Origin of the sequence: Pseudovibrio sp. Ad46 (genome assembly GCF_001623065.1) — a bacterium.
Lineage (GTDB): Bacteria > Pseudomonadota > Alphaproteobacteria > Rhizobiales > Stappiaceae > Pseudovibrio.
Genome location: NZ_LMCG01000040.1, coordinates 226,813 through 242,631, shown reverse-complemented (window position 1 = coordinate 242,631; position 15,819 = coordinate 226,813). Strand labels below are relative to the sequence as shown.

At 52.2% G+C, this 15,819-nt stretch carries 14 protein-coding genes and 1 riboswitch; of the genes, 6 read left to right on the top strand and 8 right to left on the bottom strand.

Translation table 11 applies throughout. The annotated features are described in order from the left end of the window. Positions 1-6 precede the first annotated feature (6 nt). Positions 7-1,149 carry a glycine cleavage system aminomethyltransferase GcvT gene (gene gcvT, locus PsAD46_RS08085; protein ID WP_063287218.1) on the bottom strand — a complete coding sequence of 381 codons (1,143 nt, stop codon included), beginning with the start codon at positions 1,147-1,149 and terminating at the stop codon, positions 7-9. Positions 1,150-1,348: 199 nt separating this feature from the next. Continuing rightward, positions 1,349-1,443: riboswitch (glycine riboswitch) on the bottom strand. Between the two features lie 120 nt (positions 1,444-1,563). Further along, a complete protein-coding gene (locus PsAD46_RS08080) occupies positions 1,564-2,151 on the bottom strand; it encodes a hypothetical protein (protein ID WP_057462917.1) in 588 nt (195 codons plus the stop codon). A 210-nt stretch (positions 2,152-2,361) separates the two neighbouring features. Between PsAD46_RS08080 and ispH the strand changes: the two genes are divergently transcribed. The 5 genes from ispH (at position 2,362) to PsAD46_RS27620 (ending at position 6,276) form a co-directional block, all read left to right on the top strand. After that, a complete protein-coding gene (ispH, locus tag PsAD46_RS08075; protein WP_193757735.1) occupies positions 2,362-3,357 on the top strand; it encodes a 4-hydroxy-3-methylbut-2-enyl diphosphate reductase in 996 nt (331 codons plus the stop codon). A gap of 2 nt (positions 3,358-3,359) precedes the next feature. Next, the gene (locus PsAD46_RS08070; RefSeq protein ID WP_057462905.1) at positions 3,360-4,325 is read left to right on the top strand and encodes a homoserine kinase; all 966 of its coding nucleotides are present in this window, start codon (positions 3,360-3,362) and stop codon (positions 4,323-4,325) included. Beyond that, entirely contained in the window at positions 4,322-4,774 is a 453-nt protein-coding gene (gene rnhA, locus PsAD46_RS08065; RefSeq protein WP_057462906.1) for a ribonuclease HI, read from the top strand. Before PsAD46_RS08070 ends, rnhA begins: the two co-directional genes overlap by 4 nt. A gap of 23 nt (positions 4,775-4,797) precedes the next feature. After that, a complete protein-coding gene (locus tag PsAD46_RS08060; RefSeq protein ID WP_063293743.1) occupies positions 4,798-5,727 on the top strand; it encodes a YegS/Rv2252/BmrU family lipid kinase in 930 nt (309 codons plus the stop codon). A gap of 264 nt (positions 5,728-5,991) precedes the next feature. Beyond that, the gene (locus PsAD46_RS27620) at positions 5,992-6,276 is read left to right on the top strand and encodes a PilZ domain-containing protein (RefSeq protein WP_082830975.1); all 285 of its coding nucleotides are present in this window, start codon (positions 5,992-5,994) and stop codon (positions 6,274-6,276) included. A gap of 23 nt (positions 6,277-6,299) precedes the next feature. Here PsAD46_RS27620 and PsAD46_RS08050 read toward each other — a convergent pair whose 3' ends face one another. From PsAD46_RS08050 to PsAD46_RS08025, 6 genes are all read right to left on the bottom strand, one after another. Continuing rightward, positions 6,300-7,358: a D-alanyl-D-alanine carboxypeptidase family protein gene (locus PsAD46_RS08050; RefSeq protein ID WP_063293741.1), complete on the bottom strand. Its 1,059-nt coding sequence runs from the start codon at positions 7,356-7,358 to the stop codon at positions 6,300-6,302. 199 nt (positions 7,359-7,557) lie between these two features. Continuing rightward, positions 7,558-10,446: an EAL domain-containing protein gene (locus tag PsAD46_RS08045; protein ID WP_063287212.1), complete on the bottom strand. Its 2,889-nt coding sequence runs from the start codon at positions 10,444-10,446 to the stop codon at positions 7,558-7,560. Positions 10,447-10,548: 102 nt separating this feature from the next. Next, positions 10,549-11,196: a GNAT family protein gene (locus PsAD46_RS08040; protein ID WP_063293740.1), complete on the bottom strand. Its 648-nt coding sequence runs from the start codon at positions 11,194-11,196 to the stop codon at positions 10,549-10,551. A gap of 64 nt (positions 11,197-11,260) precedes the next feature. Then, positions 11,261-12,532: a pitrilysin family protein gene (locus tag PsAD46_RS08035; RefSeq protein ID WP_063293739.1), complete on the bottom strand. Its 1,272-nt coding sequence runs from the start codon at positions 12,530-12,532 to the stop codon at positions 11,261-11,263. Then, positions 12,532-13,938 (bottom strand): threonine synthase, encoded by a 1,407-nt coding sequence (gene thrC, locus PsAD46_RS08030; RefSeq protein WP_063293738.1) that lies wholly within the window; start codon positions 13,936-13,938, stop codon positions 12,532-12,534. The genes PsAD46_RS08035 and thrC overlap by 1 nt, the downstream gene beginning before the upstream one ends. Before the next feature lie 190 nt (positions 13,939-14,128). Continuing rightward, positions 14,129-14,722, bottom strand: coding sequence for a YqgE/AlgH family protein (locus tag PsAD46_RS08025; protein ID WP_063293737.1), 594 nt, complete (start codon positions 14,720-14,722; stop codon positions 14,129-14,131). Between the two features lie 192 nt (positions 14,723-14,914). Between PsAD46_RS08025 and PsAD46_RS08020 the strand changes: the two genes are divergently transcribed. Then, on the top strand, positions 14,915-15,772 hold the full coding sequence (locus PsAD46_RS08020; RefSeq protein WP_063293736.1) for a protein-disulfide reductase DsbD domain-containing protein: 858 nt from the start codon (positions 14,915-14,917) through the stop codon (positions 15,770-15,772). Positions 15,773-15,819 lie beyond the last annotated feature (47 nt).

Below are 15,819 nucleotides of genomic sequence, written 5' to 3'. Positions count from 1 at the left end.
CCGGAATTATTTTGGTTTGCGGTAGTAGCGCTGCGCTACAAACGGCATCTCAGCAACCTTGGCAGGAAGCGCGCGGCCACGGACCACAAGCTCTAATTCTGTGCCAATTTCCGCCAGATTAGACGGGACATAGCCCATCGCAACTGGTGCGCCGAGAGTTGGCCCATAACCGCCAGATGTGACGCGGCCAATAATTTCTTCTGTACCCGGGACGCGGATTTCCGCGCCTTCACGTGCTGGTGCACGGCCTTCAAGCAGCAAGCCTACACGAAGATTTTCGGTGCCTTCAGCCAGCTGTTTCAGCACACGTTCACCACCTGGGAAATCACCTGCTTCTTTGCGGCGCTTCTGCATGCAGAAGGTGATATTGCCTTCAACAGGTGTGGTGTTTTCGTCGATGTCGTGACCATAAAGGCAAAGACCTGCTTCAAGACGCAGGCTGTCACGAGCGCCAAGCCCGATGGATTCAACGCGCTCATCTGCGAGCAGCGCTTTTGCAACTGCTTCAGCAGCGCCAGCCGGAATGGAAATCTCATAGCCATCTTCGCCAGTGTACCCTGAGCGGGAGGCGATAACGGAGATGCCGTCAAATTCCAGAGGACGCGCTTCCATGAAGCCCATTTCTGCAGCTTCTGGTGCGTGCAGCGCCATTACTTCAGCAGCTTTTGGACCTTGGATTGCGATCAAAGCGCGATCTTCAACGATCTCAAGCTTTACGTTTTCCGGAAGGGCTGCTGCGATGATTTTATAATCGTTGTCTTTACATGCAGCATTTACGACGAGCATGAGGCGACCATCGTCTTCGCTCGCCAGAGGACGAGAGACCATGAGGTCATCAATGATGCAGCCGTTGTCGTTGAGCAGAACGGTGTAACGCTGTTTGCCCGGCTTCAGTTCCTTCATGTTGGAAGGAACAAGTGTTTCCAGAGCAGCAGCAGTGGTTGCATGGTCTGGGCCTACGAGCCAAGCCTGCCCCATGTGAGACACATCAAAGAGGCCTGCGCTTTCACGTGTGAAGAGGTGTTCTTTCATCACGCCAAGCGGGAACTGCACTGGCATATCATAACCAGCGAACGGCACCATTTTAGCGCCAAGCTCTACATGAAGATCGAAAAGCGGTGTTTTTAGCAGGTCTGCAGCTTCAGCCATATGGTCCCCTCAGACAGTGGCGTACACATCAACGACCATTCCAGAGTCGCGGAATGATCGAGTACGCCCCCTCTGTCTCGAGAACCTGAGAGATTTCCCACGCTGGCAGCTACAAAAACCAGTATGGTTACTCCTTCGGTGAGAGCCTTAACATGCGATCCAGCAGGATTGCGTGCTCGGCACTGCTTTCCAGAGTGTTGCTTACTGTGCGGTCCTTTTGCCTGAGAGTTTCCGGGGCGGTTGCTCCTTCGGCGATAACCCAATGGGTGGCTTATTCTCTCCCGCACAGCTCTATCACGCGCCAGCCCTCCTCAGACCGGCGAATGTATTCCCCCTGAATGACTGCAACGTGTCATTCAAGAAGGCTGGCGCGACACTATGACGCCAAGCTGTAATCACTTACTAACCTATTTTTTACTTTTCGTCGAATCCAAAGACAACATTTTGTCCCGGTTCATTCGGAAGGATAATATTTTCTTCCACAAATGCCCATGTTGCAGACGGCGATCCGGCCCCTAAAGTGACAGGAACGCTGAAGAGTTTGGAGTAGATTGTTTTTTCTCCGCCATCCACACCTTGTGTGACTGCTACACGCACAGGAAGCAAAATTTCGCCTCCTTTCCAAGTTGGACCGGGTGTAATGTTACCTGCGATGCCCAATTTCATCGCGGAATTCTGACCGGACTTTTTACAAGTACGCGCCCAATCCCTGATGATGGCCTGATAGCTCAGATTCTCAGGCGTCTTTTCTTTTCCGCGCGGGTACACTGTCAGGATGGTTGTTCCTGAAAGCTCTTGCAAGGCGGGGCATAAGGCTGGCGCCTGAAGCACGGACAGATCAAAGGTCTTCTCAGTTGCAGGCGGGTTTGTAGAGGAAGCTTCCAGCTCGTTGTCCGATGACATAAAGCTGCCGCATCCTGCCAGTGAAGCACCAAGTGCTGCCAGAAGAATTGCCCGGCCTGTGTTTTTGAGCAGTGATTTTGCCAATAAATTGCCCACCATACGAATCCCAAATTTACCTGCAGTTTTTGTTTCTATATCAGCCACAAACGCAAATGGCGAGATACATCAGGCACCTGAAACACAGTAGAGGAAGCTGACAGGCTGAATATTGGAGAAAATCAGCCCTTGATGCCCGATTAAAAACTCTTTTTCTTGACAGAGGCAGTCAACATCCTTCAATTGCTCAAAGTCAAAACTCAGGAATACATCATGCAGGTTACGCCGACCACAAAGGCACCGATCAAAATTCTTCTTTGCGCTCCACGTGGCTTTTGTGCCGGTGTTGATCGCGCGATCCAGATCGTCGACCTCGCTCTCGAGAAATACGGTGCCCCTGTTTATGTGCGCCACGAGATCGTTCACAATAAGTATGTGGTTGAATCTCTGCGCAACAAAGGTGCTGTTTTTGTTGAGGAATTAGATGAGATCCCGGTAGACGACCGTCCCGTTATTTTTTCTGCACACGGTGTACCGAAATCTGTGCCAGAGGCTGCGCGACTGCGTAATCTGTTCTTCCTTGATGCGACCTGTCCGCTGGTTTCCAAGGTGCACAAAGAAGCTATTTTGCATGACAGGCGTGAGCGCGAAATTCTGCTGATCGGTCATAAAGGCCATCCGGAAGTTGTTGGCACCATGGGTCAGCTGCCGCGTGGACGTGTCTCCCTTATTGAGACAGCAGAGGATGCCCGCCAGTTTAAACCGAAGACCGACCGGCAATTGGCGTGGATTTCTCAGACGACTCTTTCTGTTGATGACACAGAAGAGATTGTCAAAATTCTTGAAGAACGCTTCCCGACCATTGCGAAGCCTCACAAGGATGACATCTGTTACGCAACAACCAATCGCCAGCATGCTGTGAAGGAAATTGCACCTAAGTGCGATGCGATGATTGTTGTTGGTGCACCAAACTCCTCCAACTCCAAGCGCCTGCGCGAAGTTGGTGAGAGAGCAGGTTGTGACAAGGCTTTCCTCATTCAGCGAGCCTCCGAGATCTTCTGGGATGATTTTGAAGGTGCGAAAACAATCGGTATCACCGCCGGTGCGTCTGCCCCTGAAATCCTTGTTGAAGAAATTGTTGAATCCTTCCGTGAGCATTATGATGTGACACTGGAAACCGTTACAACTGCTGAAGAAGACATTTCATTCAATCTACCGAAAGAGTTACGGACCGCTGCCGCGCCTAGCGGAACAAGTCCGGCTGAATAGTTATGGCTGTATATACCGATGTTTCCGATGAAGAGCTGGGCGCTTTCATCGACCGTTTCAACATTGGCAATCTGCTCTCTTACAAGGGCATTGCTGAAGGTGTCGAGAACTCCAACTATCTGGTTCATACGGAGACGGGTTATTACATCCTGACGCTCTACGAAAAACGCGTTAATCCTGATGATTTGCCGTTTTTTCTGGGGCTGATGCAGCATCTTGCCAATAATGGCCTGAACTGCCCTACTCCGCTTATTGACCGTGACGGGCAGATGCTTGGCGAGCTTGCGGGACGTCCTGCGGCCATGGTTACATTCCTTGATGGTATGTGGGTTCGTAAGCCTCAACTGGTGCATTGCGCGGAGCTCGGTAAAGGCATGGCGCGGATGCATCTGGCAGGCGCTGACTTTGAGATCAAGCGACCAAACTCTCTGAGTGTTGATGGTTGGGCACCTTTGCTGGATGCCAGCCGTGAGCGTGCGCATGAAGTGAAGGTTGGCCTTGCAGAAGAGCTGACTGCGGAACTGGATGAGCTACAGGCACTGTGGCCGAAAGAACTGCCAAACGGTGTTATTCATGCTGACCTATTCCCGGACAATGTGTTTTATCTGGGCAAAGAACTTTCCGGTCTGATCGACTTCTACTTTGCTTGTAATGATGCCTTTGCCTATGACGTGGCAATCTGCATCAATGCCTGGTGCTTTGAGCCGGATGGCATGTTCAACGTCACGAAAGCGCGGGCATTGCTGGAAGGTTATCGCAGTGTGCGCCCGTTCAGCGAGCTTGAATTCGACAACCTACCTTTGCTGTGTCGTGGTGCAGCGCTGCGCTTCCTGCTGACCCGTCTTTACGACTGGCTGTCTGTGCCGGAAGGTGCGCTTGTTGTTCCGAAAGATCCACTTGAATACCTGCATAAACTCAGGTTCCATCGTGGCGTATCCAATGCGAGTGCATACGGGCTGGATAAATGACCGATACCAAACGTGTTGAGACATGGACTGATGGAGCTTGCTCCGGCAACCCGGGACCTGGTGGCTGGGGCGTGCTGCTACGCTTTGGCGAGCATGAAAAAGAATTGTGCGGTGGCGAGCCTGATACAACCAACAACCGCATGGAGTTGATGGCAGCCATTCAGGCTCTTGATTCCCTGAAGCGCTCTTGTGCCGTCGATCTTTACACCGACAGTTCCTATGTGAAAAACGGCATTACGCAGTGGATGCATAACTGGAAGCGCAAGGGCTGGCGGACTGCTTCCAACTCACCCGTTAAAAACGCTGATTTATGGCAACTGCTGGATACGGCAGCACAACGGCATGATGTTGCGTGGCACTGGATCAAAGGTCATGCCGGGCACGAAGAAAACGAACGTGCTGATGAGCTTGCCCGCAAGGGTATGAAACCCTTTCAGAAATCCAAGTAAGTCGGGAAGGCAAGGTCAGGTTTATGGAAAACCAGCTTCCCCACTCTCGGCCGGAAGAGGCGAAAAAGAAATCACGCAAAGCCAAGCGTGTGCTTATTCTTGCCAATCCGACCGCGACATCTTTCCGTTTTCAAAACATCACAGAGATTGTGCAATGCCTTGAAGACGCCGGGATGAAGGTGGAGCTGAAACTCACCAGCCGTGCAAGCGAGATCGCTGAGACTTGCACGGACCCTGACCTAAACACAGATATTCTGGCTGTTGCTGGTGGGGATGCCTCTGTGAGTGAGGCTGCTTCTGCTTTGCTGGGGCGCGGAATGAAACCGCATCTGGCGATTATTCCGTTGGGCACCGCAAATGTACTTGCTCATGAACTGAGTGTGCCGAGTACGCCGCAAGAGATTGCCAAGACCATCATCGCAGGCAAGACGAAGAAACTGCACAATGGGTTTGCCAATGGACGCCCTTTCTTCCTTTCCACGTCAACCGGCTTTGATGCAGAAGTGGTGCATGTTGTACCTCTGCGTCTGAAGCGACGTTACGGTCGGTTTGCTTATCTCTTCATTGCGGCCCAACTGGCATTTTCGCGCCGCAAAGGCAGCTTTAAAGTGCGGGCAGACGATGAAGAGCTGCAGTGCGCTATGGCCTTGATCACCAATGGCCGCTACTACGCTGGTAAACACCTCGTGGTGCCTGATGCGTCCATTCTGGAGAAGAAACTGCATCTACTGGTCTTTAAAGAGGACGGGGTGTGGGCGCTCTTCAAATACGCATGCCGCTTACTTACTGGCAGCGTCGCAAAATCCCGTAATATTGAGTGCAAGGCAATCAGAACTGCCCGCATAGATGCCTATCGCGCAGCGGCAGTTCAAATCGACGGAGAGCCATTTGGCGGCACACCGCTTGAGGTTTCTGTTGGCGACTGTGAATTGACGATTATTTCTGGAAAATAGAACAGCCCTTCCCTTTCACAATCCACTTGATGGTTACAGCCTCAAATTTACGTAGTGCTTCCCGCAGGTTACAGTCAACCTGTACGCTCAGCATATTTAGAGCCGAAATTTTCTCAATTTCCTTCATGATATGAATAGCTTAGGCTGAGACGATAGGCCGCTCGCACGTTAACATCTGCGCAATATATAATTGATAATGCGTATATCAGTTTTCCAAACTAATGATTCTAGTTATCGCATATTGATGTAAGGGTCGGCGGTCTCATGATACCTCGTCCGAAACTTTTAGAAATAGAAAACCGAGACTATAAACGGCATGCCTGTCATTGGCCCGCTGTTCTGCTTACGGATAATTTCAACCGATCCTGCGTGATTGAAGACATCAGCAACGGTGGTTGTCGGCTGCTGATCAATACCGGAAAGCTCGTGTCCGGTGACACGGTGAAAATTCAGGTGCCAGCCCGCAAACTTTCCTTCAGCGGCAAGGTCGTCTGGCTGCATTGCGAAGAAGCCGGCATCAAGTTCACTTCCAAGCCTGCCAAACTCTGACATGTGGCAGGCATTGCAACAAGTTACTTTGGCTTTGGATAGGGTAGCGGGCCGCTAAAACCCACAGCAGCCTTCCAAGTGCGGATGCTATGGCTTTTGTGCTTCACCGCCGCCTTCAGGTAACTCTTGTTTCTGCCGATCCCCATCGGATAGCGCTTGTTTTGCTGCGCCTCATAGGCTGCACTTTGGCTGCTACACACCCGTTTGCGCATATTTTCAGGTTGACGATGCAGATCGTTAGCAATTTCATTCAGTTGCAAACCATTGGGTGTCAGTTCACCAGTCATTGCCTCAGTCAGGAGTTTAGCTGCTCTTTCGCTGCGCTCCCGCCCCGTCGTCGCACCAAGAACGACGGCCATAAAGCGTTGCCCGCCACGATCTGTAAGTGCAACGATATTGCGGCCAGATGAACAGACAAAACCTGTCTTCATGCCGACTGTGCCCGGCAGTCGTGTCAGCAACTCATTGTAAGATTTGATTTCGGCACCATCAATGAACACTTTTGATGTGGCGAACACGTCCCGGTATTGAGGGAAGCGCAGATAGACTTCGCTCGCCAAAATGGCCAGATCACGTGCGGATGTTTGCTGAGTGGGCTCGAACAAACCGTTGGCATTGACAAAGTGGCTTGCGGTCATCCCAAGACGTTGCGCGGTGGCATTCATGCGCTGCGCGAATGCATCTTCACTCCCCGCAACACTTTCAGCCAGTGCCACTGCGACATCATTGGCTGATCCAACGAGCACTGCAAAAAGCGCATCCTGCAGTGTCATGACGCTTCCAACCTCCAAGCCGGACTTCAATGAGTCCTGCCTCATCGCCCAAGGGGACATCACCACTGACGTTTCAAGGTCGACCTCTCTGTTGGCAAGAGCCTCAAAGGTTACGAGAGCGGTCATCAACTTGGTTGTTGAAGCGGGATACCATGGATCGCCTGCATCTTCAGCGTACAGGACTTTTTGAGTGTCGAGGTTCAACACCAGCGATGGCGTGGCGCTTGCCGGTGTTAGGGTACTGGATGTAACCAGAAACAAACCCAAAGCGACGTGTAGTTTTCGACACGCATTACCAAAACAAAACATGCAGCTAATAATCTCAGATAGGGAAAAGAGAGCTCAAATGGATGCTCTTAGAAAATTGCCTCGAGTATGTCATCGCCAGAGTTATTCAGTGGAAACTTGGCGGAGAAAGATCAATTTTTCTCCAGCTCCGCTGCAAAGGCCACATGGTTACAATTTTCCATTGCAACCATGCAGAGCCTTTCTAACTTACCTGCTCGTATCAGCTTTGGTTGTTGCGGCCCTGCTGGGCGAACTGCTCTTTGAGCATGCGGCCTGCTTCAGCAGCACGCATGGGCTGGCCGAAGTGGAAACCCTGCACGTATTCGCAACCAAGCTGGAACAGCTCCAGTGCATCTGACTCAGTCTCAGCACCTTCCGCAACCACTTCCATACCAAGGTCATGCCCCAGCGCTACGATGGTACGCAGGATGACCGGACGAGCGCTTTGGCCGTTAGGACGGACGAAGGACTGATCGATCTTGATGGTGTCGAACTGGAAGCGCTGGAGGTAGCTCAGGGATGAATAGCCTGTACCGAAATCATCCAGAGACAGACCAGCGCCCAGACCTTTCAGGCGCTCAAGAACCTGCACGGAGAATTCCGGATTCTGCATGACCAGAGATTCAGTCAGCTCCAGTTTCAAAGAGCCCGGTGTCAGCGCTGTGCGTGCCAGAACTGCTTTCACGTCGTTAATGAGGTCCGGCTTCAACAGCTGGCGAGAAGAGATGTTGACGGAGACAAACAGCGGTAGTGCGTGTTTGAACTCGCGCTGCCATTGAGCAAGCTGACGAGCACCTTTCTCCATCACACGCAGGCCAAGCTCGTTGATCAGGCCGCTTTGTTCAGCAACTGGAATGAACTCGGATGGTGGGATCAGGCCGCGGCTTGGATGTTCCCAGCGCGCCAATGCTTCGAAGCCCGCTGTCGTCTTGTCAGACAGACGTACGATTGGCTGGAAGAAAACCTTGATCTCGTCTTTTTCAAGAGCAGAACGTAGATCGTTGTCCAACGCGAGCGTGTTGCTTGCCACTGGCTTCAGCGTTGGGCGGAAGATCTCAATGCGGTCACCGCCGAGGCGCTTGGCGTGATTGAGTGCGATCTCCGCGTCGCGCATCAAGTCGGTTGCCTTTTCAGGCCCACCATCAAAGATGGAAGCGCCGATGGAGGCTGTCAAGAACACTTCCTGATCACCGAAGGTGACTGGTGTGCGCAGAGATTTGCGGAGCTCATCTGCAAAGGATGCGATGCGTGTTGCGTCCTGCTCGGAGATCATCAGCACTGCGAAGGTATCTGCTGAAATGCGAGACAGAGAGTCCTGCGGTTTGATCAAACGAGAGAGGCGGCGTGCAGCGGTGAGCAGCATGGAATCGCCAGCCGTCTGACCGATGCTGTCGTTGACTTGCTTAAAGCGGTCGAGATCGATCAGGATGACAGTCGGGTTGCCATTGCCTTCTGCTCTGGAGCGAGCGAGCGCAGCAACAAGGCGGTCCATAAACAGTTCACGGTTTGGCAGGCCAGTCAGATTGTCGTGCACAGCATCATGCATCAGGCGCTCTTCAGCGGTTTTCTGAGAGGTGATGTCGAGCAGCGTACCAACGCAGCGGATCACTTCACCATCAGAGCCGAGCACCGGACGGGCGCGCATTTTGAACCAGCGATAATGACCATCTTCACCACGGAGGCGGAACGCTTGATTAACGCGGCCACGACGATGATCAATCACGGCGTCCAATGTGCCGCGGAACAAGTCACGGTCCTGCGGGTGCAGAATTTCGAGCCAGAGGCGGGCTGGTCCATCCAGAAGACCTGGCTTGATGCCCAGAGCTTCTTCCAAGCCACCGCTGGTGTGGATTTTGTCGCGGTCGACGTCCCAGTCCCAGATGATGTCGCCGGAGCCTGTCAGCGCAAGAGCTCGGCGTTCAACATCGCTCATCACACTGTGGGAGAGACCAGAACCTGCAAAGGCGTGCTGCATGACGGTGAAACCGAGCAGCAGAACGAAGAGAACAAGACCACCTGCCAGCGCTGGCTGCACCAGATCACTTTGCAACATGCCTGTCGTTGCCATCCACGCAGCGAACAGCCATGCGAGGAACAGGAACCATGTCGGCAGCAGCATAATCGCGCGTTCGAACCCACGAACGGTGAGCATCAGGATGACACCGAAGCCAGCGATTGCCACACCACCCATCAGGATACGGGAGATACCAGCTGCAATGGTTGGATCCCAAAGCGCCAAGCCAAACAAGCTGAGCACAGTGATGAACAAGCCGATTGCAAGGTGCGTATAATGGATGTGCCAGCGGCTGAGGCCGAGATAGGCGTAAAGGAAGACCACAAGCGCGGCTGTGAGACTGATTTCCGCCACCGCTCGATAAAGCTGATCATCCCCCAGCGTTCGCCCGAAGACGAGATTCCAAAAACCGAAGTCGATACATAAATAAACAAGAACAGCCCATGCCAGAGCCGCAGTTGCCGGGAAGAGAACCGTTCCCTTCACCACAAACAAGATAGTGAGGAACAGCGCCAAGAGGCCAGCAATACCAAGTACGATACCGCGGTAAAGCGTGTAAGCGTTGATGTTGTCTTTGTAAGCTTCTGGTTTCCAGAGGCGGAGTTCCGGCAGGCTTGGGGTGTTGACCTCCGCGATGAAGGTCACATTCGCACCCGGATCTAGCGTGATGCGGTAAATATCTGCTTCTGTGCTGCGCTCGCGAATTGGTGGGATGCCCTGACTAGGTGTCAAAGACACGATGCGGCGCTGACCAAGGTCCGGCACCAGTACACCGCCGCCAGTCATCTTGTAGTAAGGTGCAACAAGCAAGCGGTCGATCTGCTCCTCCCCCGGATTGGAGAGCGCGAACACAGCCCAAGAGCTGGCAGTATCGTCAATGGAGCGCACTTCGATGCGTCTGACGATGCCATCTGAGTCTGGAGCGGTGGATACCTGAATGCTTTTGCTGGTGTTGGGATAGATATCGACGGAGCTGGTCAGATCGAGTGCATCAACGTCCTTGGGGACGACAATCGCCTCCAAAGCTAAGGCTTGTGACGCAACCACAATGAGCAGGAGAGCGCTTAACAGAACAGCCTGAATAACGTTCTGCATGCGCTGACAATAAGTCCCTGACACCGGCTTCTCCACGATAACGAAAAATTAACTGAATTCCTTGCCAAGATCATTACATCGTCAAGGCGCCAGTTTCATGGTTCAAGCATGTGTTACAGGCAATTTATCCCCATCTGCCTCTGATTGTGGCAGGACTTTGGCTGGTATAGGCGCAGAATCCCGGATTTTGCCAAACAAAATATGGTCTTGCCACATTCCGTTTATGAATAAATACGAGGGTGCAAAGCCCAGTTCAGAGAATCCAACCTTCATTAAGAGCGCTCTGGAGACCTCATTTGAAGGCAGACAGGCTGCTTCGATGCGGTGCAAGTGTAAATCATTGAAGCAGAAACAACAGACGCGCTGAACGGCCTCTTTCATAAAGCCATTGCCGGCAAAGGAAGCTCCCATCCAGTACCCAAGCGAGGTTGCCTGTGCGACACCACGACGGACGTTGGAAAGGTTCAAACCACCTATCAACTCGTCGGTATCCCGGTTGAACAGAAAAAACGGGTAGTGAGAGCCTTCGCGGATGTTGCGATTGTAACGCCGGATGCGTTTTCGGAAGGCAGCTTTTGTCAGATCATCTGCCGGCCACGTGGGTTCCCACGGCTGCAGGAAGGCTCTGCTTTGAGCTCGCAGATCAGACCACTGCGCGTAATCCGCCATGGATGGCGCACGTAAATACAGTCGGCCTGTGGTCAATGTCGCAAGAGATTGGGGAGATGTGCTTGTTTTGAAAAATGACACAGCTTCTCTCCCCTCTTAATCAGAGCTCCATTATGCAAAAAGCATTACCTGAATTGCAATAGGCTTATGCTTTGATCCCTGCCAAACGCTCTTTTAGCTCAGCATAATTTAGCATAGGTGCCTTTGGTCCAACCTTCACATATGTAGGGTTGTCAGAGGCAAACAGCCTTTCTGCCAAGATCTGTACGCGGTCAGCCGACACAACATTGAGGCGGCGTTCCAGTTCTTCCAGCGCGACGGGATGACCGTAGATCATCACCTGACGGGCGATCTGGCCCGCACGTGCTGCCGGGCTTTCCAATGCCATCAGCAATCCGGATCGCAGCTGCGCTTTGGCGCGGGACACTTCCTTTTCGGTCACGCCCTTGGCAATTTCTTTCAGCTGTTCCACCAGCACTTCGGTCAGTTCTGCGGCATCTTCCGGTCCGGTTGCGGCATGAACACCAAAGAAGCCGGTATCCGCGAAAGCCCAATGGAAGGCATAGACAGAATAGCATAGACCGCGCTTTTCGCGCACTTCCTGGAAGAGGCGCGATGACATGCCGCCGCCGAGGATCGAGGCAAGCACCTGCACAGCATAGTAGTCTTCATGCTCGTATGGCAGGCCTTCAAAACCGAGGATGACCTGCAACTCCTGCAGTTCACGCTCAATGGAGCCTTCACCGCCGACATATTGCGCTACATAGTCTTCATCCGGTGCAGCATTCGACAGTTTTGAGAAGCTGGCTTCAGCCAGTTCTACGAGCGCTTCATGATCGACTGCACCAGCAGCAGCAAGCACCATATCGGATGCTGTGTACTTGCGCGCGACATACTGACGGATGGCATCCGCAGAAAAGCCGGTGACAGTTTCAGGCGTACCAAGAATTGGGCGACCGAGTGGCTGGTCCGGCCATGCGGTTTCCAGAAGCACATCAAATACCTGGTCATCAGGCATGTCTTGTGCTGCGCCAATTTCTTGAAGGATTACGTGTTTTTCGCGAGCAAGCTCTTCAGGGTCAATGATGGAATCCTGAAGGATGTCGGAGAGAATATCCAAACCCAAAGGTGCATCATCTGCCAAGGTGCGCACATAGTAATTTGTATGTTCAACACTTGTGGAGGCATTCATCTCGCCGCCAACGGCTTCGATTTCCTCTGCAATTTCGCGGGCATTGCGCTTGCTGGTGCCCTTGAATGCCATGTGCTCCAGAAGGTGGGTGATGCCGTTTTCATGCTCACCTTCAGAGCGAGAGCCAGCTTTCACCCATACCCCAAGAGCTGTTGTCTTGAGGTATTCCATTTGATCAGTAACTACAGTCAGGCCATTTTCTAATTTTGTTAGTTTGACCGCCATTAAACGCCTGCTTTCACGGCACGTGCATTGCCTTCAACGAATTTCGCAATTTCCTGCGCATCTGCTGGCAGAACGGAAAACTTCTCTTCACGTTCCATCAGGTCAGCAAGATGAGCTGGCAGGTCAGGATGAATACCTGATGCACTTTCTACTGCCGCTGGGAATTTTGCCGGGTGTGCTGTCGACAGCACGATCATCGGGGTAACACCATCATTGTGCTCTTCGGAGACATGGATCGCGACCGCGGTATGCGGGTCAAGCAAATAACCACTTTCCTTGAGCGTGTCCGTGATGGTCTGAGCTGTTTCTTCTTCGCTTGCGCGACCTGCTGAGAACTTCTCTTTGATAAAACCTAGGGCTTTTTCCGAGAGAGTGAAGCCACCGGACTGTTTGAGGCTGTCCATCTGAGCTTTAACAGTTGCACTGTCTTCGCCGTTTGCAGCAAACAGCAGACGCTCGAAATTGGACGACACCTGAATGTCCATGGACGGTGCAGTGGTTGCTACAACGCCGCGCATTTCATAGCGGCCTGTGTCCAGAGTACGGGCCAGAATATCGTTGGTGTTGGTCGCGATCACCAGCTTTTCAATTGGCAGCCCCATCTGAGCTGCCACATAACCTGCAAACACGTCACCAAAGTTGCCAGTCGGTACTGTGAAGGACACTTTGCGATGTGGAGCACCCAGAGACACTGCGGAGGTGAAGTAATACACCACCTGAGCAACAATGCGTGCCCAGTTGATGGAGTTTACACCCGACAGGCCTACGCGCTCGCGGAAGGAGAAATCGTTGAAGAGGTCTTTCAGGATGCCCTGACAATCATCAAAGTTGCCTTTGACAGCTAGGGCATGAATGTTGTCTTCCTTGGAGGTGGTCATCTGGCGCTGTTGAACAGGTGAGACACGCCCTTCAGGGAACAGAATGAAGACGTCTGTTCGGTCGCGGCCACGGAATGCTTCAATTGCAGCGCCGCCCGTGTCGCCTGAAGTGGCGCCAACGATGGTTGCGCGGGCACTTTTTTGAGTGAGCACATAATCCATCAAGCGGCCGAGTAGCTGCATTGCAACATCTTTGAACGCAAGGGTCGGGCCGTGGAAGAGTTCCAGCACGTAGGTGTTGGGAGCAGTTTGGACGAGCGGCGCGACAGCCTTATGCGAGAAGCTGGCATAGGCTTCCTCGATCATTTTTTTCAGGTCGTCATGCGGAATGGAGTCGCCAACGAACGGGGCGATGACCTTAAGAGCGACGTCGCTGTAAGGCTTTCCAGCAAATCCTGAAATTTCCTCAGTAGATAATTGCGGGAACTCTTTTGGTAGATACAAACCGCCGTCGCGTGCCAACCCCGTGAGCAGCACCTCAGAAAAGTTGAGTTCTGGTGCATCGCCGCGCGTACTTACATATCTCACCGTTACATCCCTTCTCGCTCAACCTGAATCAGGGCATTTTAGTGCCATACCCCATTGGTATTTCTCAGGTTTTTAGCCGGAATCTGAAATTAGATTCCCAAAACTGTCGCATTTGCGTTTCAAGTGCGCACAGGGAAATAGCAGAAATTGTAGGAAGTTGCACGGCGAAATCTCGTTTAGGCACGTAAGATCATGCGTGGCCAATGTCGCTGGACAACATCCCAGGATCAATCCCAAGAATATCAAGCGCGTTGTGCCACTTCTGATCGCCCTCTCCTTCAAAGATCAATGAGGGATCTGTTTGACACGTCAGCCAACCATTTGCCTGTAATTCCGTTTCAAGCTGTCCTGGCGCCCAGCCAGCATAACCCAATGCCAACAATGACTTCTTAGGGCCTTTGCCTGCTGCGATGGCGCGCAAAACTTCGACCGTGGCGGTTAGGACAACGCCGTCTTCAATCTTGAGGCTCGTCTCCTCCAGAAAATAGTCGTCTGAATGAAGGACAAAACCGCGACCAGCATCAACTGGCCCACCGCGATAGACTTTGCGTTCAGAAATATCGATTGCCAGCGGATCATCATTTTCGTCTTCGACGATATTCAGTTGACCCAAAAGTTGCCCAAATGTGATGTTAGGGGCCGGCTGATTGAGCACAATCCCCATCGCTCCCTCTTCGGAGTGAGCACACACGTAGATGACGGAATGGGCAAAACGGCCATCCTCCATAGTGGGCATGGCAATGAGATATTGTCCGTCAATGTAACCCGGTTTTTCACCAGACATGTTGGGGGCGCTCTCCTCATGCTTCAAACGGATTGCCTCAGTTCAGTGTAGAGGCAATTATATTATAGGTACTCACGGATTTTTCCGGTGATCAATGATCAGTGGAAAAAAGGTGAGATTGTTCACGGATCATTGATTGTCTGAGAGGCAATCTTAATGGGAATTTGAAAAGGGACCGTTTAAATAGACTCTATGATTTCTAGATTCTTCAAATCGACCCTCATCGCTGCTGCGGTGCTCTCCGCCTCTGTTTCAAGCGCCTTGTCATCAAGTGTGTCTGAATGGGTTATTGTTCAAGGCGGTGCAGTTCGCCTTTTACGTGCGAGCGAGCCTAACACCGATGGCCTCTATCGCGGCGGGATTGAATTTCGCCTTGAAGAAGGCTGGCACACATACTGGAGATATCCAGGTGAAGCCGGTATTCCGACAGAAGCTAGCTTTGTTAATTCAGTCAATATAGCTAGCGCGGAGCTGATGTTCCCTGCGCCGAAGGCTTACTCTGACGGATTTTCCACATCTCTGATCTATTCAGACAAGGTGCTGCTGCCTTTGCTGATTAAGCGCATGGATGACGGACGCCCGGCCATTTTGAATGCAAACCTGACCTTTGGCATCTGCAAAGACATTTGTATCCCAGGACAGGCCGAGGTCTCTCTCGTCTTTCCTGCGGCCACGATGAAAGATGATGTTGCCGACAAACTGGTCAATGATGCCTTTGCGCAGGTTCCAATTACGCAAGGCGACATGCCGAGCTTGTTTCCAGAGATAAAAATCACCGGAGAAGGCAAGGACCGCACTGTAAACATCAGCGCGAAAATCTCCTCCAAGGACAAATCGCCGGAGCTCTTCATTGAAGGGCCTGCAGGTTCTTATCATGGAGTACCCAAGCTGACTTCTGTGAAAAAAGGTAGGGCGCACTGGACTATGTCCTATATTGGACTGCCAGAAGATGTGAGCGACATTGAACTCCGCCTTACATTGGTGACCAAGGATGGTGCTTTTGAGGAAACGCAAAGTGTTTCAGTTCCTCAGGCCAGCGCTTCGAAATAAGCTTGTTTACGGGCTTTAGTTGTATTTGCGAAATAGAGAGCTCGCAG